Source organism: Magnetovibrio blakemorei, from assembly GCF_001746755.1.
GTDB classification, from domain to species: Bacteria; Pseudomonadota; Alphaproteobacteria; order Rhodospirillales; family Magnetovibrionaceae; genus Magnetovibrio; species Magnetovibrio blakemorei.
Window position 1 is genome coordinate 1 of sequence record NZ_MCGG01000023.1, and the last position, 20,793, is coordinate 20,793.

At 54.1% G+C, this 20,793-nt stretch carries 20 protein-coding genes and 1 pseudogene; all 21 read left to right on the forward strand.

Translation table 11 applies throughout. The annotated features are described in order from the left end of the window. Positions 1-189 precede the first annotated feature (189 nt). Entirely contained in the window at positions 190-522 is a 333-nt protein-coding gene (locus BEN30_RS18820; protein ID WP_084005261.1) for a hypothetical protein, read from the forward strand. A 3-nt stretch (positions 523-525) separates the two neighbouring features. Then, positions 526-678 carry a hypothetical protein gene (locus tag BEN30_RS18825; protein WP_211563333.1) on the forward strand — a complete coding sequence of 51 codons (153 nt, stop codon included), beginning with the start codon at positions 526-528 and terminating at the stop codon, positions 676-678. After that, complete coding sequence (locus tag BEN30_RS18830; RefSeq protein ID WP_211563335.1) at positions 675-1,652, forward strand: IS66 family transposase; 978 nt, start codon at positions 675-677, stop codon at positions 1,650-1,652. Before BEN30_RS18825 ends, BEN30_RS18830 begins: the two co-directional genes overlap by 4 nt. A 755-nt stretch (positions 1,653-2,407) precedes the next feature. Then, a complete protein-coding gene (gene mamI, locus BEN30_RS08135; RefSeq protein ID WP_069957851.1) occupies positions 2,408-2,614 on the forward strand; it encodes a magnetosome protein MamI in 207 nt (68 codons plus the stop codon). A 5-nt stretch (positions 2,615-2,619) separates the two neighbouring features. After that, positions 2,620-4,737, forward strand: coding sequence for a magnetosome formation protease MamE (gene mamE / locus BEN30_RS08140; RefSeq protein WP_069957852.1), 2,118 nt, complete (start codon positions 2,620-2,622; stop codon positions 4,735-4,737). 42 nt (positions 4,738-4,779) lie between these two features. Then, a complete protein-coding gene (locus tag BEN30_RS08145) occupies positions 4,780-5,319 on the forward strand; it encodes a hypothetical protein (RefSeq protein ID WP_069957853.1) in 540 nt (179 codons plus the stop codon). Positions 5,320-5,332: 13 nt separating this feature from the next. Continuing rightward, positions 5,333-6,409, forward strand: a complete 1,077-nt coding sequence (mamK, locus tag BEN30_RS08150; RefSeq protein WP_084005269.1) for a MamK family actin-like protein — start codon at positions 5,333-5,335, stop codon at positions 6,407-6,409. Positions 6,410-6,866: 457 nt separating this feature from the next. Further along, positions 6,867-7,823, forward strand: coding sequence for a magnetosome biogenesis CDF transporter MamM (gene mamM, locus BEN30_RS08160; RefSeq protein WP_084005263.1), 957 nt, complete (start codon positions 6,867-6,869; stop codon positions 7,821-7,823). Positions 7,824-7,828: 5 nt separating this feature from the next. Further along, entirely contained in the window at positions 7,829-9,145 is a 1,317-nt protein-coding gene (gene mamN, locus BEN30_RS08165) for a magnetosome biogenesis transporter MamN (protein WP_139134925.1), read from the forward strand. 12 nt (positions 9,146-9,157) lie between these two features. Further along, on the forward strand, positions 9,158-11,281 hold the full coding sequence (mamO, locus tag BEN30_RS08170; protein ID WP_084005265.1) for a magnetosome protein MamO: 2,124 nt from the start codon (positions 9,158-9,160) through the stop codon (positions 11,279-11,281). Between the two features lie 24 nt (positions 11,282-11,305). Then, positions 11,306-12,256, forward strand: coding sequence for a magnetosome magnetite formation protein MamP (mamP, locus tag BEN30_RS08175; protein WP_069957858.1), 951 nt, complete (start codon positions 11,306-11,308; stop codon positions 12,254-12,256). Positions 12,257-12,274: 18 nt separating this feature from the next. After that, positions 12,275-12,922, forward strand: a complete 648-nt coding sequence (gene mamA / locus BEN30_RS08180; protein ID WP_084005267.1) for a magnetosome protein MamA — start codon at positions 12,275-12,277, stop codon at positions 12,920-12,922. 59 nt (positions 12,923-12,981) lie between these two features. Next, positions 12,982-13,797, forward strand: a complete 816-nt coding sequence (gene mamQ, locus BEN30_RS08185) for a magnetosome protein MamQ (protein ID WP_069957859.1) — start codon at positions 12,982-12,984, stop codon at positions 13,795-13,797. After that, positions 13,794-14,045: a magnetosome protein MamR gene (gene mamR / locus BEN30_RS08190; protein ID WP_069957860.1), complete on the forward strand. Its 252-nt coding sequence runs from the start codon at positions 13,794-13,796 to the stop codon at positions 14,043-14,045. The genes mamQ and mamR overlap by 4 nt, the downstream gene beginning before the upstream one ends. Further along, positions 14,042-14,971 (forward strand): magnetosome biogenesis CDF transporter MamB, encoded by a 930-nt coding sequence (mamB, locus tag BEN30_RS08195; protein WP_069957861.1) that lies wholly within the window; start codon positions 14,042-14,044, stop codon positions 14,969-14,971. Before mamR ends, mamB begins: the two co-directional genes overlap by 4 nt. Positions 14,972-15,001: 30 nt before the next feature. After that, complete coding sequence (gene mamS / locus BEN30_RS08200; protein ID WP_069957862.1) at positions 15,002-15,556, forward strand: magnetosome protein MamS; 555 nt, start codon at positions 15,002-15,004, stop codon at positions 15,554-15,556. 24 nt (positions 15,557-15,580) lie between these two features. Next, positions 15,581-16,117, forward strand: a complete 537-nt coding sequence (gene mamT, locus BEN30_RS08205; RefSeq protein ID WP_139134926.1) for a magnetosome protein MamT — start codon at positions 15,581-15,583, stop codon at positions 16,115-16,117. A 119-nt stretch (positions 16,118-16,236) separates the two neighbouring features. After that, a complete protein-coding gene (locus BEN30_RS08210; protein WP_069957863.1) occupies positions 16,237-17,238 on the forward strand; it encodes a methyl-accepting chemotaxis protein in 1,002 nt (333 codons plus the stop codon). Between the two features lie 90 nt (positions 17,239-17,328). Next, complete coding sequence (locus BEN30_RS08215; protein ID WP_069957864.1) at positions 17,329-19,944, forward strand: histidine kinase dimerization/phospho-acceptor domain-containing protein; 2,616 nt, start codon at positions 17,329-17,331, stop codon at positions 19,942-19,944. A gap of 263 nt (positions 19,945-20,207) precedes the next feature. After that, positions 20,208-20,576 (forward strand): helix-turn-helix domain-containing protein, encoded by a 369-nt coding sequence (locus BEN30_RS08220; RefSeq protein ID WP_069956304.1) that lies wholly within the window; start codon positions 20,208-20,210, stop codon positions 20,574-20,576. 19 nt (positions 20,577-20,595) lie between these two features. Next, a pseudogene (locus BEN30_RS08225) lies at positions 20,596-20,793 on the forward strand (IS630 family transposase); the annotation flags it as partial.

Consider the following 20,793-nt stretch of genomic DNA (forward strand, 5'->3'; position numbering starts at 1 on the left):
AGATGTCGTAAAAAATATTGAGGGGACATTTTCACATCCCCTCAAATGTCCTAAGCAGCTTGTTCCAAATCCCAAGCTTCCTCCAAAATCCTATCAAGTTCGTCCTGAACAAGTAACAGGGGCAAAACCCCGGGCGGCGATATAAATTAGAGGATTCCCAAAGCGTCGAATTTGTGATTCGATCTGTTCATGGCCGGATCACCACGAGATATAGATGGTTTTTGCCCTGACGACCTCAAGGCGTTGGTTTTACAGTTATTGGAGGAGAACGCCGGGCTGAAACAAGATAACGTCGCCCTGCGCGAAGAGATCGCCCGTCTGAAGGGCCTGAAAGGTCGCCCTGACATCAAGCCGTCGGGCATGGACAAGACGGCGAAAGCGCGGAGCAAGGCGAAAGCTGGCCGCAAGCAGGCGCGGCGCGGCAAGAAGAAGCCGCGGCTTCCCGTCAACGAGAAATGCATCGTCGCGGCCGAGGTTCCCGAGGGGTCGCGGTTCAAGGGCTATGAGGATTATCTGGTTTAGGATTTGATCTGCCGTCCGCACACCGTTCTTTACCGCCGGGAACGCTGGCTGACGCCGGACGGTCGGGCGGTGGTGGCTGAGTTGCCGGCGGGGAACTCGGGTCATTTTGGTGCCGCCCTGCACCGTTTTGTGCTGGCCCAGTACTTGGGCGGATGATGGCGCTGCTGCGGGATTTAGGCGTGGATATCTCCAAGCGCCAGGTCCAGCGTCTTTTGACCGAGGGCCGCGAGGGCTTCGTCGAGGAGGCCAGTGACGTTTTGCGTTCGGGCCTAGAGACGGCGGCCTGGGTGAGCGTCGATGATACCGGCGCTCGGCACGCGGCGCGCAACGGGGTGTGCACGCAGATCGGCAACGATCATTTTTCCTGGTTCGGCACGACCTTTGCCAAGAGCAGCGTGAACTTCCTCGAGCTTTTACGGGCCGGTCATGGGGATTACGTGGTCAACGGGGCGGCTCTGGCTTATATGCGCAAGCGCAAGCTTTCCGGTCCACTCATCGCCCTCCTTGAAGAGAGCATTTCGCGCCGTTTCGCCGATGAAAGCGCCTGGAAGGCGCACCTGGAAAGATTGGGAATCACCAATGTTCGGGTCCACCCGGACCCAGTGCGGGTCGCCACGGAAGGTGCGTTGTGGGGCTCTGCCGTTGAACACAACCTGCTGGGTGATACGGTCATTCTCAGTGACGATGCGGGTCAGTTCAACGTTGCTTATCATGCGTTATGCTGGGTTCACGCGGAAAGGCTGATCCACAAGTTGCACGCCTTCTCCCAAAGCCAACGCCGCGCCAAGGAGCGGATGCGAAATCGGATCTGGTGGTTCTACGCCGATCTTAAATCATACCGGGAGAACCCGGAGCCCCGGCGACGACGAGATCTGCGAAGACGCTTCGACAACATCTTCACCACACGGACCGGCTTCGCCACCCTGGACCGACTGCTGTCCCGCCTCCACGCCAACAAGGAGGAACTCTTGGTGGTCCTGGAGCGAGCCGAAGTTCCGCTCAACACCAACGGATCGGAAAACGACATCCGATGCCAGGTCATGCGGCGGAAAATCTCAGGCGGGACGCGCTCGAACAAGGGACGCGCTCGAACAAGGGACGCGACTGCCGCGACGCCTTCCTCGGCCTGATGAAAACTTGCAACAAACTCGGCATCCGCTTCTGGGACTATCTCGGCTGCCGCCTCAGCGTACCGGACGCACCCAATATTCCGCCACTGCAGAACCTTATCCGTCAGAACTGTTCTGCCTGAATGCCCGGGGTTTTGCCCCTGTTACTAAATACCCTCACAAGGGAAAACAAATGCGCTATCAAGAAATCATCACTGAAATAATTTCAACATCAATTTCATCCACGATCAGCTACGACGCCAAGAACAACCGCTTGAATTTTGATGGTGAACGCGGGACACCAAGGTTGACGTTAAAACACGTCCATCGCATACAGGGAGGGCGCGGACGATCTGCATCCGTTTAACGCCACCGACTTTGCCCGCAATTTGATGGGTTTAGATTAATTACAATTCCAAACTATCGCCGCGGCGCGCCATTTTCCCGCGTTGTTTCCCGCTATGTCTTGGCTCGGCCCAAATTTTTGCATTCTTTCATTGAGTAAGATCAGGTATGATGATATGGCTAGGCTTGAGATAGGATTGTGATGTGTAGAGGTTGATAATTAGTTGTAAAATGAACCAGTTGAGCGGCTATGAATAGCGTTGCGACAAGGCTTTGCACTACTCCATTTGGGTTTTGATTTGGCCTGGATGGAATGGTGTTTTTTTCGCGCTTAGTTAGAACGGCTAGCCTTGCGTGTGCGCCACTTGGTTCAAGGTGCTGTTTTTCAGCTATTTTTGAAAACACGGTGTTTTAAGAGGGATTATAAGTCAATGAACGTCGTCATTTTTGGATTGCTTGCGATTTCCTTAGGGTTATGGGGCATGTCCGTTTGGTGGTGGTCCGTCGCGGAACTGCTGCGCGGGCTCATCCCAATCATTTTAGTGTTCTTGGGCGTTGTATCGCTTGCCGCTGGCGTTTCTAAGATGCGCCAGGAAAACGGACCGAAGGATGAAGACCTCATCGAGGACGAAGGCTGAATCGTATGAGCGACAACAGTGAGTGGGGCTTAGAAGACAAACTTCAGCTTCCAGAAAATTGCGGATTGGCCCTGAGACAGTATTTTTACTTTATCGGGGCGGCTGCCGTGCTGATTCTGATTGGGACCTATTGGTTCATCAATCATTATCAACACCAGGTGCACGGTCCGTCGATTCTCAAGGGCTTGGGGCTGTCGGGCGTGGATGCGCAGATGGTGGCAGGTGCGCCTGCGGCGGTCAATGCGCCCAACTCATTCGCTCCGCAGGCCAACGCACCGACCGCTGTTCCCGGAAGTAACATGGTTAATAATATGGGGAATGGGCAGTCTTTTGCCTCGACCCAGACCTTTACCCCCAATCAGGCGATGGCCCAGAATATTGCTCAGCTTGACTTTGCCTCGGTCGCCATGGACATCCGCAATTCGGTGGTGAACATCAGCACCACCTCCGGTGCCGGCAATCTGCTCACGACGGACAAAACCGCGGCTGCGCCCGATACGGTGGCCTTCGCCAACCCCTTTTCGCCGCGTTCACGGGGCAGCATCGGTTCGGGTGTGATTGTCCGCGACGATGGCTATATCATTTCCAACTATCACATCGTACGCGGGGCCAACAGCGCCATAGTCACGGTTTTCAACAACGCAGGCACGCAGCGTTTTAAGGCCGACGTCGTCAAAATGGACGAAGCCATGGATTTGGTGTTGATGAAAATCAAAACACCTACGCCGTTGGTCGCCGCCCAATTGGCCGACAGCGCCCAGGTGCGGGTCGCCGACGAAGTGATCGCCATTGGCAGCCCTTTTGGCTTGGACCAGACGGTCAGCCGCGGCATTGTTTCTGGGTTGCGCAAGTCTATGGCCATTGAAGGCATCACCCATTCCGATCTGATCCAGACGGATGCGGCGATCAATCAAGGTAATTCTGGCGGTCCGCTGATCGGTGTGGATGGCCAAGTCATTGGCATCAATACGGCGATTTACACCCCAACGGGTGCGTTTGCGGGCATCGGCTTCGCCATTCCCAGCAACCAAGTGCGCAAATTCATGATGGACGAGATGGGCGAGCCGATGTCGGCGGCGCGCAGCTTTACAGTGGCCGCGCCGAATACGGCTCCGCCGGTGATCAGCGCCAATGCCAAGGCTCCGGGCAACCACCGCACCGATGGTCGCTCCGGCATGACATGCACCAACTGCCATCAGGTCTCTGGCGGCGGACAAGTTGCCGGGCAGCCGGTGGCATTCTTGCCGGTTGCCGCGCCGAACACCCCTCCGCCGGTGATTAGCGCCAATGCGAATACTCCGGGCAATCACCGTGGCGATGGCCGCGCTAATATGGCGTGCAATAGCTGTCATCAAATCAGTGGTCAACCAGCCGGACAAGCAGGGGGGCAAGCGGCAGCCCTGCAGTTCACTCAGCCAGCCACCAGTTTGGCCGTGAACGTTGCCTTGGCGCAGGCGGGAACCGCCACGTTTGGCGTACCTGGGGCGAACTACACCTTCTTAGGCGCTGGGGTCATGCCCATCAGCGCGGCCTTGGCGGAGCGTCTGAACCGCCCGCAAGATCGCGGTGTTTTTGTCAGCCAGGTGGTGGCAGGTTCGCCCTCTGCCGAGGCGGGTTTGAAGGCGGGCGATATCATTTTGAAAGTTGGCGGGCGGCGCATTTGGGCGCCGGGCCAACTGGGTGACATTATCAAGGACATGACGGCTGGCGAAATGTTGCGAGTCGGTGTATTGCGCAATGATCAGCGTTTTGATGTGGACTTGGTTGTGGTGCAGATGCCTGTTGCGGCCAATCAAAATCAGTTCTCGGCGGTGGTCCCCGCCCGCGCGGTGCCCAATGAGTTCAATTGGCGTGGCGTCAATATTGAAAATTTCGTGCCCGTGGCTCCGCCGGCAAATCCCGGTGAGCCCAGTATCCGTGGTGCCGAAATTGATGGCGTGACGAAGGCATCTGCGGCTGAAAAAGCAGGTTTGATGGCTCGTGACGTGATTTTGAAAGTGAATTCGGAACCGGTGGGTAAGCCCGTTTTGTTGGATCAAGCGATCCAAAAATCAAAGGGGCAAACGTCGATCCTTCTTTTGGTGATGCGCAACGGCCGTGAGTTTTTTGTGGTGTTGCCCTAATGCGCACAGGGCACACATCACAGCTGCGATGGGAAGGCGAGCATGGCTTCAGGTAGCAACAAAAAGTTCCTAGCCCGGCAGAAGATTCTCAGTGGAGAAACCCCCTTCGTAAATGGAGTGGGGGCTCAATTCACTGAGGGTGCTTTGACGTCATCGCCGTGGGTGAAAAAGGCCGAGTTGCCTAGCTTTTCGAAAACCAAACTGAATGGAAGCGAACCAGCGAACACACCGGAAGACAATGCGTCCGCGTGGGGCGTTTCGACGCTCCCGGAAACGGCACCGGAACTTGATAGCCCTACGTTGTCTCAAGCTTCCGGCTCTGATTGGGATGATGCCTTTGCGATGGTTTCTCCCTGGGGTGCTATGGGGGAGGGGGCTTTAGTCAAGGCGCGGGAGGCTTCAATTTCTCCATCCGCCACCGTACCCTCAACCTTGGAAGTCCGATTTAAGTCGCGCAACCTGAATGTCCCCCATTCAAATGGGGTAAAGCGTCGCGAATCCACCGTTGTGGACAACACGAAGGGCTGGAATCCGTTAACAACCGAAGCTCAAGACGCGCTTGACGCAAAGACGGGTAAATAAGATGGACATGGATATGGACAGCACCAACGACCAGGCCAACGATCAGCGCAAAGTCGGCGATGACGACAACAACACCCTGTTGATTGGCTTTGATTTTGGCACCTCGTGGACGGTCGTGATGACCAACCGCGGCCACAAGGAACGGATCCGCTCGGTGGTCGGTTACCCTCGCGATATGATTGGCGTGAAGCTTTTAGGTGCACCCTATCTGGTCGGTGAAGCCGCGTTCGAGAAACGCTCCTTCGTCGATCTGCGGGCACCTTTGCAAGACGGCGTGATCCGTGAATATGTGGAACGCGACTTGGAAGTCGCGCGTCATTTGGTCAGCCATGTGATTGAATCGTTGTCGCCCCGTCCCGACGATGAAGTTTGCGTGATTGTCGGCTCTCCGGCACGCGCGACCAACACCTCCAAGGATCTTTTGGCGCAAATTTTTCAAGAAGTTGTAGACGAAGTACAGGTTCTATCTGAACCATTCTTGGTTGCCTACGGTTACGACAGCTTGGTCAACAACTTGGTCATCGACATTGGAGCTGGGACGGTTGATCTGTGTGCGCTGAAGGGTGCGATGCCGGGGCAGAATTCCCAGGTGACGGTCAATCAGGCGGGCAACTTCGTCGATGAACAACTCGAAGCGCTGATCACCGAAGTTTATCCCGATGTGCAGATGAATACCCACGTGGCCCGTGCGATCAAAGAAAAATCAGGTTATGTGGGGGATGCGCCGTCGCAAATCACCGCCGATTTGCGCGCCAATGGTCGCCCGGTGTCTTACGATGTGACCCAGATGGTCGGCCAAGCGTGTGAAATGCTCATCCCCGGCATCATCGAAGGCATCGATCGGTTGATCCAAAGCTGCCCGCCCGAAGACCAGGCGGAAATGCTGCGCAACATCTTGGTTGCCGGTGGCGGCTCGAGGATCATCGGAATTGACACTTACATCCAAGCCGCCTTGGTCGATTATTACGGCGATGTCGTGGTGAAGTGTGTTGATGACCCGGTTTTTGCCGTTGCCAGGGGGGCCTTGAAGTTGGCCACCGAACTGCCGCCGCGGTATTGGGAAAAGCTCGGCAACGTAACCGACTATTAAGACGCACACTGTTTTACGGTGATAAAAAGAAAGACTGCTGGAGCGTGATGTTGTGTTGAAAATGCTTCTCTATTTGGTGATCGTCACTTTGATCATAATATTTGCGTCGCAAAATTTGGCGGATGTGAATGTGTATCTTATTGCCGGGCGCCCCGCACAGATGCCCTTGGTCTTGGTGATAGGGCTGTCATTTTTCACTGGCTTTGCAATGGCGATCGTAACGGTTATTCGTCGGGCTATTCGACGTCCCAAGCGGGATGAAAGCAAATTTCTGCAATCACGCCCTGAATAATGACGATTAGGTATAGGAACAAAACATGTTGACGTTTTTGATGGGTGTGATCTGCGGGGCTTGGGGGTTTAAGTGGTATGCGGACTACCGTGCATCCCGCTAGTTTTTTGAATATGTTGCTGTGACTGGTCGGTGTGCGTGTGCCGACATACTGGGACAAATTGAATGAGATACGAAAAGTGCATTAAGTGCTCCAGGAGCATTGGTTGGATCGGGCTGATTACAAACAGTGTGTTGATGGTGCTCAAAGCATTTGTGGGCCTAGTTGCAGGGTCACAGGCTATGGTGGCGGATGCCATGTATTCGGCCAAAGACGTGGTCGGGTCCCTGATGGCCATTGTAGGCATGACCGTTTCCGAACAAGCATTGGATAGGGAACATCCTTACGGCCACGGTAAAATCGAATTTGTCTTGTCGTTGTTTGTCAGCGTGATTTTTTTCATCATCGCCGCATATCTTTTGGTTCATGCTATTTTTGTCCTGATGGATCCATCGTTGCACCGCGCCCCGCACTTGATTGCGTTGTGGGCGTCGCTGTTGGTCGTGATCGTCAACGTTATTATGTACTTTTATTCGCGCTGCGTGGCCATTGAAACCAACAGCCCGTTGGTGCGGACGTTGGCCAAGCATCATCACGGTGACGCGGCGTCGTCAGGGGTGGTCGCACTGGGCATCATCGGCGCGCACTTTTTCAACATGCCGTGGATCGACACCGTCGTGGCGGCTTTTGAAACCGTGCACTTGATGTACATGGGCGGGCATGTGTTCTGGGATTCCACCAAGGGCTTGATGGACCGCAGCGTGGGCACCGAAACCCGGTCGCGCATCGAGCAACTTGCCACCAGCGTTGATGGTGTCAAAGACATCTTGTTGCTGCGCACCCGCCATGTCGGACAAAACATCCATGCCGAACTGGCTGTGGGCGTGGCCTCTGACCTTATGGTGGCCCAGGCGCACAAGATCAGTGAAATGGTTAAGGAAATCATCGTCCACAACATCCCGCGCATTGGCTCAATCCAGGTGAGCACTGGGGTAAGTGGCCATGACGTGCACGAACAAGACAGTATTCGCGCAAATTGGGAAAAAACCCAAGACAACCCAGAAACTGAGACGAAGGACTAATCCACGTGGATGCATTCGTAACCATCGTAATCTTTATGGCCGTGTTCGGCGTGATCTACTTTGATCATGTCGATCGTCGTGCGGCCGTATTACTGGGCGCCCTGGCGATGGTGTTTTCCGGGATGGTTTCGGGTTTTTTCTCAGTCGGGATGGCGGTTGATTCAATTTACTTTGAGACCTTGGCGTTGATTTTCGGCATGTCCGCCATCTCCTCCGTTTTGGATCGTTCGGGGCTGTTTTCGATGATAGCGACGCGCACGGCGCGCCACGCCATCGGCAATGGCTGGTGGGTTTTGGTGACCTTTGCGTTGGTGACCTATGGACTGTCGTTGCTGGTGAACAATCTGGCCGCAATGACGGTTGTTGTGCCGGTGACGCTGTCGGTGTGTTTGCGGATGAAGATCAATCCGGTGCCATTGCTCATCACCGAAATCGTGGCTTCTAACCTGGGCGGCGCATCGACCATGATCGGGGATTTCCCGAACATGATCATTTCGGCTGCGGGGAATTTGCAGTTTTTCGATTTCCTCTCCGGCATGATGGTGCCGTGTTTGGTTTTGCTGGCGGCAATGCTGGTCTTTTTGCAAAGGTACCGCCATGAGTTTGCGATTGGTTTGATGGGTGAAATTCCTGACACGTTTGATGACATTAACCTGAAAAGCGCCGAGGTAGACCCGTATCTGGTGCGCGTTGGGCTTTGGGTTTTGGGCGTATCATTGGTAGGCTTTTTCGTTTCTGATGTGCTAAATTTAAGGCCTGGTTGGGTCGCGCTTACGGGCGGTGCTGTGGCGATGATCTTGGCGGGGCTCAATGAAGAACAAGATTGGTTCGTCGCTTGTGGCGGGCAAGACATAATTTTTTTTGCGGCACTGTTTGTGATGGTCGGCGGGCTGGTGGCTTCCGGCGCGCTGGAAAGCCTGTTCAATCTGATCAGAACCATTGGAAATGGGGAAAATGTGCCGATGATGTTAACGTTGATGTGGTCGGCAGCACTTTTGACGATTTTCTTAAACGCCGGCGCGACGACCGCCTTGTTTGTGCCGGTTACGGCGGGTCTGGACATGTCCATCACTGATACCACCGTATGGTGGGCCTTGTCTTTGGGGGTGTTAGCGGGATCGTCGGCGGCGTTGACGGGGGCCACGGCGGGGCCTTTGACGGCATCGTATCTGGAACGGTTCCTCAAAGCTCATCCGGAAATCCAACCTCTGATCCCGGCGGACCGGGGGCTTGATTTTAAGGGTTACTTGAATTGGGGCCTGCCGATAATGGGCATGTTTTTACTGTTATCCAGCTTTTACATTATGATCGTGGCACGTTAAGGACAAGTGGTGATGAAGACTATAGAACAACCCACAAGGGCATTGCCGCAGAACACCATTTTGTTCTGCAAAAAGCCATGGCAGGTTCCGTCAATGATTTTGGCGTTCCTGGTGCTGCTGACGTTTGTCTGGGCTGGCTTCATCATGGCGAACTTTAAGGAACTGGACTTTTACGAAAACGCCTACGAGTTGTCGGTTCCTGAGTTTTTGTTCCGCGACATGGCCGGGTCTGGCTTTCAAAACGTTTCTCAGGCCGTGGCGCCTGGGGTGGTGGGCATTGGCGCAACGGCGATCAATATGCCGCCGGTCGCCACCGGCGCGCTGGTCAGTCCCAATGGCCATGTGATCACGGCTCTGCATCCGTTGAAGGATTTGGGCGAGATTGCGGTGTTCGTGCGAACCTCTACCGGGATCACCAAGTACCGCGCGGAAATCGCCAAGTCGCTGCCCAGTCATGATTTGGCGTTGCTGAAAATTCTCACCCCGGATCGCTTTATGTATTTTCCCTTGGCTGACACGGCGAACATGCAGTCCGTCGCGGGTGTGATGGGCATTGGTTTTGGCTCCAATGGTGCATTGATCACCAAAGAGGGCCGGTTGATTCAAGGCAATTCAACGTTGAACGTTGGGACGCTGCAAATCTCTCACTTGCTGGGCACGGATGCGATTTATACCTGGGAACAAACCGGCGGTCCGTTGGTGAACACCGCAGGTGAACTGGTCGGTATCGGCTTGTCGGTGATGGGCGATAATAAGTTGGTGCAGGGCTACGTCGTTCCGGCGCATGTCCTAGCTGCGGATCTGGGGGATGTGGTCACCTTTAAGGTCAACCCGGCGAAAGCACCTGCGCCAGCACCTTTAACAGATGCACCGATGACCAAGGCGGCGGGCACAAATTCGCCGGGCTTCGTTCAGGCGGCGGCGCCGAACATGCTGGACAACCAAGGCCAGGGCAACGCTGGCATGGACACGGCGGTCGGCACCCAGACGGGCCCTATGGGGTCGTCGTGGTGGTGGACCAGGGCGCGCGCTCAGGTGGTTGAACAAAACCCCAACATGGCGATGAACGTCGCCGCGCCGAACTCGGCTTTGCAGCAGATGCAGGCCCCGCAAATGCAAGCACAGCAAATGCCGGGCCAAATGCCGGGCCAAATTCAGGCGCAGATGCAGCCGCAATCTCCTGGCGGTGTTGCGGGCGTGATGGGCATGGGCTTCGGGCTTACCGATACCGACCACATGGGCCGCACGCGCATCGGCGGGCTCACGGTCGGCGATGTGTTTAGCCTGATGTTGTTGGCCGTTGTGGTGGGTGTCACCAGCGGCATGGTGACCATGGGCGGTGGTGTTCTACAAGTTGCGGGCATGATGATCGTGTTTGGTTACGGGATGCATTTAATCCGTCCCGTGGCGTATTTGACCAACCTATTTATCTTTGGTGCGGCAGCTCGGCGCAACGCCAAGCATGGTTTGATCATGTGGGATACGGTGAAATCCGTGACCCCTTGGGCCTGCGTTGGCGTGGTCGGCGGCTACTTCATCGGTAATGAATTGGGCGATCGTTCCATTGGTATGTTGTTGGGTGTTTTTGCCGCGTTGATGACGCTCAAGGGCTTGCAGGAGCTGCTCAACAAAAACCAAGAAGAAGTCATTCTTCGGACAGACGGCGGTGAAGTGATCACCGCGGAATCCGAAGATGGCATCGAAGACATGATCAACTTGGACGAAGATTCGCCAGCGCCTTCGCACGAGGTGATGATTGAGCAGGCGAGCAAGGCCTTCCTGGGTCTGCCTCCGGGGTTGATCAGTGGTATAATGGGCATCAGCGGCGGGGTCGTCTCTGTCCCCATGCAACGTATGTTCGTTGGTGCATCTTTGCATAACGCCATCGCCAACAGCGCCGTGATTGTCTTCTGGGCGTCTTTAACGGGGGCAATCGTGGCCTTCGCTCACGGTGTGCCTGCGGGACTGATTGACGTGAAGGCCCCGTTGACCATCAGCGCCATTATGATACCGGGCGCTTATGTCGGCGGCTTTCTCGGGGCGAAGTTGATGAAGATGCTGCCGGCACAAGTGTTGCGCGGGGTGTATACCGCCATCATGGCCGCAGTCGCCGTTAAAATGTTGTTTTTGAACTAAAATGAAAGCTGGGAAACGGCTCGCATGGTAGACATGAAAATCATCGTAGGTGGCGCGGCGGCTTTTGCCGTTGTGGTCGTGTTGGGTGGCTTGTTCGATAGTGAAGTGCACCACAGCGACGACGGTTACTCTGGCGCAATGGCGTCTCAATCCATGACCTCGGCCAGTGCGCAAGCGCAGATGGGCGCGCCGATGATGTATGCCCAAACTCCTGCACAACTTCTTGCGCAAAATCAGGCCCAGACCCAGGCCGAGCAGGCCCAGGCTCCGACCTTTATGGCGGACCCGATGGGCAATCCTTTGCAAGCCCCGTCCTTTGTCAATGTTGCCGCGCCGCCAAGGTCAGGCGCATCGGACCCCACGCTGAATGAAACTGGTCAAGATGTGCCTAATTTTTTGCCACAAAACATCCAAATTTCAGAAGCGCATTGGCAGGGTATGGACGTGACCATTCTGACCGCAGAATTGCGTCAGAAACTCAGATATCCCCGCGGCCTCTTGGGCTTGCTGGTTGATGAGGTCACCTTGAACGCGGCGCGCTCAGGGCTGATGGCCGGTGATATCATCGTCAATGTCGGCAACGTGCCAGTCACGACCCTTGAAGAATTCCAGCAAGCCACGCGGATGGTGCGCAACATGGAAAAGGTCGAGCTGACGTCCTTGCGCAAAGGCGAAATGGGCGATGGTCAGCGCTACACCATGCGCCGCGTCAGTGTCGCGCTGATTGGTGACCCGGATGTGGGTTTTGCTCAATTGGAATCCGCGCCGATGATTGTTGCCGGCGATGGCCGTCCCCACCCGTATCGGGGCGCATGCACCAATTGCCACGCTATTGGTGTCGGCTTTGAGCTGACGCCCGATCCAGATTTGATCACCTTGCCGCCGCCGCAGATTACGCTTGCGATTGCGGAAAAAGGGGTTTCACCGCACCGTGACAGAGGGCCATGCGAAGCATGCCACCAGATTGTCAACTAACCTAAAGGTAACCGTAAGATGATTCCTGTAAACAAAGACAACATTATTCATACGTTGGAAATGTACGCACACCATGGTTCTTTCGTGGTGAAAAAGCTGACCAACAATCTGGTTTCCGGGTTCCAGTCGCTGTTGACGATTGATGACGAAACCAAGCAACAGTTTTTCCGCGAACGGGGAATTTCATGCGCGAAAAAGGGCAAGTATCAGCAGGCCGTATCCTTGCTGGCCCCCTTGCACGAAGCCCATCCAGAAGATTCCGAAGTGATGATCCACTTGGCCATGGCCTACATCAAAACGGGCCATCAAGAACTTGGCATCACCCTTTTGGAAAAGGCCAGCAAGGACCACCAGGATGACATCCGTATTGCCACCGTGCTGGGCCTGACGTACGTGCAGATTGAAGAATACGCGAAAGCTATTCCGCTGTTGAAAAAGGCCATCAAAGCCACTCCGGAAAAATTCAATTTGCATTACCGTCTGGGCGTTGCGCATGACAAATTGGGTGAGCACGATTTTGCCATTGAAGCGTTCTTGGAAGCTTTGGAATTGCGTCCTGATGAAGCCAAAGTGTTGCGTTCCATCGGCTTTGCCTTCGAAGAGAAGGGCGACAGCGAGGCGGCTTTGGCATACTTTAAACGCGCTAACGAACAGGCCGAACTTTAAAACACGGCAATAGAATGAGACGTCTCAGGGCGATGCCCCGGCCACAACAAGAGTGTTGAATGATGGTTACTATTATAGATCAATCGATAATCAATGATAAACAACGCCTCCGCCGTTCGGAAGCGCTGCTCAATCAACTCTATCGTGAAGAAGTAAGCCCAGCTTTCCACGCCCCCGCGATGCGAGGCGTGAAGGTGATGGCGGTGATTTCCTTTCTGGCCCTTTTGCTGTTTACCGGAACGCTATTTTTTAAGTTCAACAACTTCATTATGCTGCGTGAAGATGTTTTGACCAAACAGGGCAACCTTGAATCCGCCATCCAGCGGCGCACCAATCTGTTCCCCAATATGGTGAATTTAACGCTCAGCCACGCCTCTTTAGAGCACACCATTTTTGCCTACACCTCCAAAGCCCGCAGCGAGTTGATTAAAAAAAGCAACCTGCCTCAGGAAGACAAAGATCAACTGGTGGCCAAAGCAGAACAGCTTGGTGCCGCCGGAGCCCTGCCAAAAGGGTGGGAGCAAGCGCTTGACTCCTTTAAAGGCGGCACCCCGGAGGCCTCTCTGGGGCGGTTGCTAGCGGTGGTAGAAAAATATCCCGATATCCAATCGGCCAAGACCTATGAACAGATGATGTTGTCCTTGGTCGATATGGAAAACATGGTGACGGAACGCCGCGTTGCGTTCAACGAATCCTTGCTCATGTATAACGTCGCAATTTCCAAGTTTCCGTGGAGTCTACTGGCCGATTGGACGGACTTTATGCGGATTGAATACTTCGTGAGCGAGCATCCGGGCGCTGCGGCGCCGCTGATCACGAAGGACACCTATCAGCAATTGGTGCCGTTCCTGGAAGAAAATGGGGGAAATCAATGATTTGGGCCGCAATTGTACGCGCAGGGACGCTCATTTCCGTCGGCACGGCGGCTTTGCACCTGTATGACGAACACACACGGGCGATCAATACCTCGCGGATTTACAGATCGTCTGAAACTGCGCGCTTTCTCGGGGTCAGCCGCACGGAAGTGGTAAAGCTGATTAAGGCTAAAAAAATTCATGCAAAGTTGATGAACGGTAACTACCGCATCTTGGGCCAAAACATTATTGAGTATTTAAACCAATGAAATCAGAACGGTGCAAAATTTGTCGCGATGAAGTGATCTGGTGGGCGATTGCCGTCAATATCGCCCAGACAAGCTTCAAGGGCATACTGGGCTTGATGAGCGGTAGCGCCGCGTTGGTTGCGGATTCCATTCACTCCGGCGCGGACGTGATCGCCAGTATTGTGACGATGGCCAGTGTCAAAATCTCCAAAAAGGTATCGAACGAAAATTACCCCTATGGTTTTGGCAATGTCCAATTCATCTCATCGTCGGTGGTTGGCCTGATTTTGATTTTTGGCGCGCTTTACTTGATGTACGAGGCGGTGATCAAACTGGTCATCGGTGATATCACGCCGCCCAGCGGTGTGGCGATCTTTGGCGCCGTCGTGTCGATTTTGACAAACGAATTGATGTATCGTTACCAAAACTGCGTGGGGCTGGAAAACAACAGTCCGGCGATTATCGCCAACGCTTGGGACAATCGTTCCGATGCGCTGTCGTCCGTGGGCGTGTTGATCGGCATCACCATCGCGGTGTTGGGCTTTCCGATTGCGGACGTTCTCGCGGCTATGATTGTGTCCGTAATGGTGGCGCGTATTGGCGTTGAACTGAACATCGATGCGGTGAACGGGTTGATGGACACCTCGGTTGAAACGGACCTTTTGACGGATGTCTACACCATCGCCATTGAAACCCCCAAAGTGGACGAAGTGCAATATCTTCGCGGCCGCAATGTGGGCGAAGACATCTATTTGGACATTGGCATCTGTGTGAATGGTAAACTGAAGGTTTACGAAAGCGACCTGATTGTCGCCGCCGTGAAAAAGCGGATCTTCGAAGAAATTGAACACACATCGGACATCCAGGTAACTGTGGTGCCGCACGAAATGCAACAAAGCACATTAGGCAAGGTTAAGAGCAAGTTGTTGCCCACCTGGTTTAGCTGATTTGCGTGAATTGAACGAGGTATACGCACGATGAACAGTGGATTTAGGCCGGAAAATTGGATTGTTGCCGGTGGTATTGTCTTTGCCCTTGGCGTCGTCGCGGCCAGCTCGCTGCCAGATACGTTTTGGAGCGATAACAACACTTCGCCGATCAGCGCTCAGGTCACCAACTTAGGGGAGCTGCTGGCGCCGACCCCTGACCCCAACGCCACGGATATGGCGGCGACCCCACAAGAAGCGAATGTCACGGGCTTGATCCCCTTCACCAAGGCATCGACAACCCGGTTTCGCGGTAAAGTCGTCCGGGTGATGAGCTTGGGCAACGACACCGGTTGGGGGCAAATGCATGTCTGGATCAGTGACGGCGCGGGTCAGGCGCAAGAAATCTCCATCGCCCCCGATTGGTATTTGATGCACATGGGGTGCACCGTTACGGAACAGGCTCAAGTTCAGGGCTCGGCATTTTCATTTGGCAAGCCGCAAACCATTCCCGAACTGTATGCTAAGTCGATCACTGTGGATGGAAAAACCTGCCGCCTTCGCAATGATGAAGGTTTCGCGCTGTGGTCAAATCGACTGCGTTGAGAGGCGAGGGTAGGGTAAGGTAAGATGTTTTTTTGGCAACAACTGAAAAGTCGGTTTTCAGGTAAGCAGGGCGCATCCGTGCTGGCCCTGGTGATCTTGGGCGGCTTGATTTGGGAGGTTGCCAGCCCCGATTTGGGCGGAAAGCCGTCGCACTTTACGGTGCGCAAGGCAAAAGGCGCGCTGTATGGCGACATGCCGTCGCCTGCGGAACCCAGCATCGGCGGCACCGTCAAAGAAACCATAGTGCCCGAAACGCGCTACCGTCTGATGACGCTCAAACACATTCCGCGGATCAAGCAGGGCACCCCCATGCCCCATCCTTTTGCCGGCGAATGCAACAATTGCCATCTTTTCGTTGGCGGCCCGGGGCCGGGGGAACAGTGGAAGACGCCGATTGGTGCGGCGCTGGAAAGCATTTCAAAAATCAAAAAGCTTGGACCGCCCTTGCTGCCCAGTTCAGATCGCCCCCATCCGCCTGCGGGACGGTGCATTAAATGTCATGACGTGGTGGTGAAAGTCCCCATCGTCCGCAAAAAAGGCGGGTTTCACTGGATTATGTAATATGTTTATCAGCCGATCTGAATAAAATTGGGTTTGAAGCCGTGATACGCTCGTTATAATGGATCGATTCGTTGATTGTTTTTTTGCAGCTAAAATGAATTCATAGGGGGGGCAACGAGATGAACAGTATTTTTCAAGATGCACGGTTTCAGCGCACTGTCGTGATCCCCTCTGGAATTTGGGTGCTGATCTGTGGCGTTTATGTTTCGCTGTCCATCGGCTGGGGCAATTTATCGGCCTTTTTAACCAATGAGCTAGTTGTTCTGGTGATGGGGCTTATTTTGCCCATCATGCTCTTCGTCATGCTTTTTGGCATCGGGCGTAGCAGCATAGTCAGCGAAGATTTAGCGGAACAAGTGAGCCAACAAAGCAAAAAACTTGACGATCTGTCAGTGACGCTCGGTCTGGTCAGTAAGGCCCTGGAACAGCAAAGTGACACCATACAGGGAACGTTGCTGAACGGGGTTGAAAAGCTTGAAGAAAGCCAACGGGTTATGAGCCAAAGTGGAACGAAAGAGTTAATGCAGTTGTCATCCGCCGTGGATCGGTTGCCCGGCTTACTTAAAGATCAAGGCGTCGGCATTAATACATTGACCGTCAGTCTTGGCGGGTTGCGCGACAAAATTGACCGAATCGTCGCCCAAACGGCAACGGGCGATAACACCCTCGATTTGAACGAAATCCATCAACAAACGGCCTTGCTTGGTTTTGTGAACACCATCTTGAACGACCTAAACGTCGCCACGACGCGCATTTTGGTTCGTTTGATGGAAAGCGAAGGCCGCCAAAAGCACGAAGTGAAAGACTTTATTCAAGGCTTGCTCAGCGCCTATTCGGTGGGCGATCGCGGCGTATTTTTCTCTGTGTTGCAGCATCAAATGGCCAACAACATGGAACGCATAGTGGGGCTGCAGGCCATGGTGGGTGAGCGTGAAGATGCGCGCCGCGACATGGCTAAAATCATCCGCGAAATTCGGCAAATCACCTCGCTCGTCACAAAGATCGATGATAAAGACATGGCCAAAACGATTTGCGACATCACCGTGTTGGAAAGTCTGGAAAAACTTCTGGGGACCTATTTTAATTTGGATGGGTCTTCTAAGGATACCGCCGTATATTAAGGCCTTCAGGTTGTCCCGCACCATTTTGCTATCCGGAGAGCCGCTATAACGAAGCTCATTCATCAAATTGCGTATGCGGTTTCGCTGGCGGTGCTTCTGTGCATCGTTGCGCTGGCAGCGTTGTATCTGCTTGATGTCGAAGGGGTCGTCAGAACCTTTAACGGCGCGTTTGTGGACTTTGATGAAGCACAGAAAACCCCCCTCATTTTGCTGGGGGCGCTGTTTATTGCGGCTTCCATTTTATTCTTTGCCCTGATCCGCTACACCGATGGACAGGTCGAAGATTTGGTCAACCAGCAGGCCAAAGTCATCGTCAAGCTTCAATCCTTCAACCAAGATACCTCAACCCAACGCGAAATCATTGCCGAGCAGAAAAAGACCATCGATGAAGAAAAAAAATCGATTGATGATGAGCGCCTTAAAAATCAACAAGCCGCAGAGTCCGTTGCAGAGACCCATAAAGCCTACGCGTTGAGCCAGAACGCCTTGGCGCAGTACGCGAAGCTCATCACCTGTATTGATAAGCTGCGCACCCTCAATGAAAAACGCATCGGCGCGGATTTTCCGTTTAATGCGTCTCTGCAAGAAATCATGGCGCTGACCAACAGTTCATTTGGCACCATTTGTGATGTGCGTGAAGGCAAGGTTGGGCACGAGGCGCTGAGATTTTTATCCGTATGCTCCAAATCTTCAGAGGGTGCACCAGGGGGGACATCTGTGTGCGCGGACAAAACTTCATTGGCCGCGCTGGTGGCGATGCCCCTTGAGGAATTGCCCAAAACGGTGATTCTCAATAATGACCTGCATGGCGATTTGTCCGTCGGCGGCGCTCCCCAAGGGCATCCGCCTTTGCAAAATATGCTCACCATCCCTTTGCTGCGGGGGCCTGATTTGATCGGCCAACTGGCGCTGGCCAACTGTGAGGGGGGCTACCACACCGATGCGTCAACATTCTTGGCGCCGATTGCCGCGATCTTGTCGGAATGGATGGACAGCCGTGAGGCGCGCCTGGGCCGCGTGCGCGTTCAAGAAGCCCTCAAACGCTTGCAGCATCAATCCAGTGAAGTTCTCTCCGCGACCCACGATGGTGTAATCATTGTCAATCATCGCGGCAAGATTTACGACATCAACGAGTCCGGTGAGGCGACCTTTAAGATTAAATCCGCCCAGATCGGCAATATGACGGTTCCCGAACTGATCACCTTGCCGGACCTGGACGACAAAAGCGCCGAGGGCGTGGAAGCCTATTTAAACGCCATTGAAGGCGGGGTGATGAAGCACTACGCCAACATCACCGCCTTGTTGCAGGGGGGCGGTTCGTTGCCGATTGACCTGGTGATAGCGGCTCAAGAATCAGGTCCGCATAAGCTTTATAAATTCTATATCCGCAATTTGCTGTCTGGCCATGAAAAAGCCCAAGAAGCACTGTTGCAAGCCCAGGAAGAGAAAAACTGGATTGAGCTGCAGACCCAAAGCGTGAAGCAGGAAATTATAGAGAGCAAAAAGCTGGAGCAGCGCGCCCTGGCTCAGCTTGAAAAGGTCGAACGCGCCAGCCGCACCAAATTGGAACTGCTCGCCACCATGAGCCATGAGTTAACCACGCCGATGAATTCCATTGTCGGGTTTTCCAACACCTTGCTGGATGGAGCGTTGGGCAAGGGCATCACCCAAGAGCAACGTGATTACATCCAGTACATCAGTGATTCCGGCAGAAAACTGCTGGACTATATCGACGGTGTTCTCGACCTGTCCGGCGTTGAAGAAGGGCGTATGGAAGTCGATCCGGATGATGCGCTGACGATTGGCGATTACGCAAAATTCTCCGCTCATATTCGCAACGACCAAGAAGTTGTTGAGGCTTTGTTTCAGCGGGCCTTAGAACTTGATCCGGGCAATCCCATCATTCTCAGCAACTATTCGCTTTTCCGCACCAATATCCGCAAAGAGCATGAACGGTCTGAGGAGCTGTATAAATATGCCTATGAGGCTGATCCCGATAGCGCCCTGACGTTGGGTGATTACGCGGTGTTTTTATCGGACGTGCGCAAACACAATGAACGCGCCGAAGAAATGTACAAACAGGCGATAAAGCTTGATCCGAACAACGCGCTAAACCTTGCCAATTATGCCCGATTCCTGTCCAAGGTTCATGGCTATCACGACCGCGCCGATAGCTATTACAGAAAGGCCATCGAAAACGATCCCGAAAACACCGCCATTCTGGCCCGCTATGCGCATTTTATTATGGATGTTCGCAAAGACCAAAAACAAGCCGAAGCCTGGTTTGAACGTGCGCTGGAGACCGCGCCCAATGCTTTGTCGTTGCGCTTGGATTTTGCCTTTTTCCTGTTCGACATCGACAACGAAAATCGCGCCATGGAGATTTTGGATGAAATCGAACCGCGCCTGTACGGGGAAGAACTGCTGATGGAGCAGTTCTATAAATTTGCCTTTGGTCGCTCCACCGCCGCACGGGCGCAAGCTTTGAGCCGTATTCGCGACCTATTGAAGGAGCGGGTGCGCTGCCCGTTGTTTGAACCCTTCTCCTTGGTCCGGCGGTTGGCCGACGAAGGGCACTCCGACGCGCGGTTGATGGAGGCCCTGGCCCGTGTCATTACCGTGCGCGACACCTTGCAGGTGTTGAGCGGCCAGCCCAAATGGCGGGCCATCCAAATGACCTCGGATGGTTCATCTCTACAGGAGTAGGAGCGGGGCAAATCGGCGTGTTTGTGCGGCTTGGGTTTAATTAGAGCATTTTCCGATCACTCCAGGTCATATCCGGCAGCGGCGAAGTAGTTTTCACATTCTGTCGTAGTGAACCTGTCGATGCCCTGTCCGATGGCGTCCCATAAATCCTCCCTGGTCCCTAGAGCGTTTCCGATAATAAATGAGTCGAAGTTGATTTTGTTGAATCCCTGTTAAGAGTTTTGTGATTCCCTTGGTCATCGGAACGCGAGGGAGTTTTTATCATGACCATTTCGCATGATTTACGTATTCGTTTGGTTCAGAAAGTGGCCACAGGGATGTCGTGTCGGCGTGCTGCAGCCCATTTTGAGGTGAGTCCAAGTTCTGCCATCCGCTTTGTGCATCAGTATGAAACAGAAGGGTCCGTGGCCCCCAAAGGACATGGTCCCCACAAGCGCCGCCTTGATCCCTACGGAGCTGATATCCTGAGCTGGATTGAAGAGACGCCGGACATGACCTTACAAGAATTGTCCGAGCGGTTATCCAGCGTCCATGGCGTTCGCGCCCCCAAATCGACCATAGATGACTGGCTTCGGTCGCGTAAAATCAGCTTCAAAAAAAACGGCCCACGCCAGCGAGCAGGGGCGTCCTGATGTACAGGCGGCACGAACGGTGTGGCGCAAGCGTCAGAACTGGCTTGAGGCCCACCCCGAAAAGATCGGCAACATCGTGTTCATTGATGAAACCGGTCTCAACACCAAGATGGCGCGCCTGAGGGGGCGCTGTCGCAAAGGCCAGCGGATGGTCGCCAGCATTCCTCACGGACACTGGAAAACCATGACCTTTATTGCCGGGTTGCGCTGTGATCGC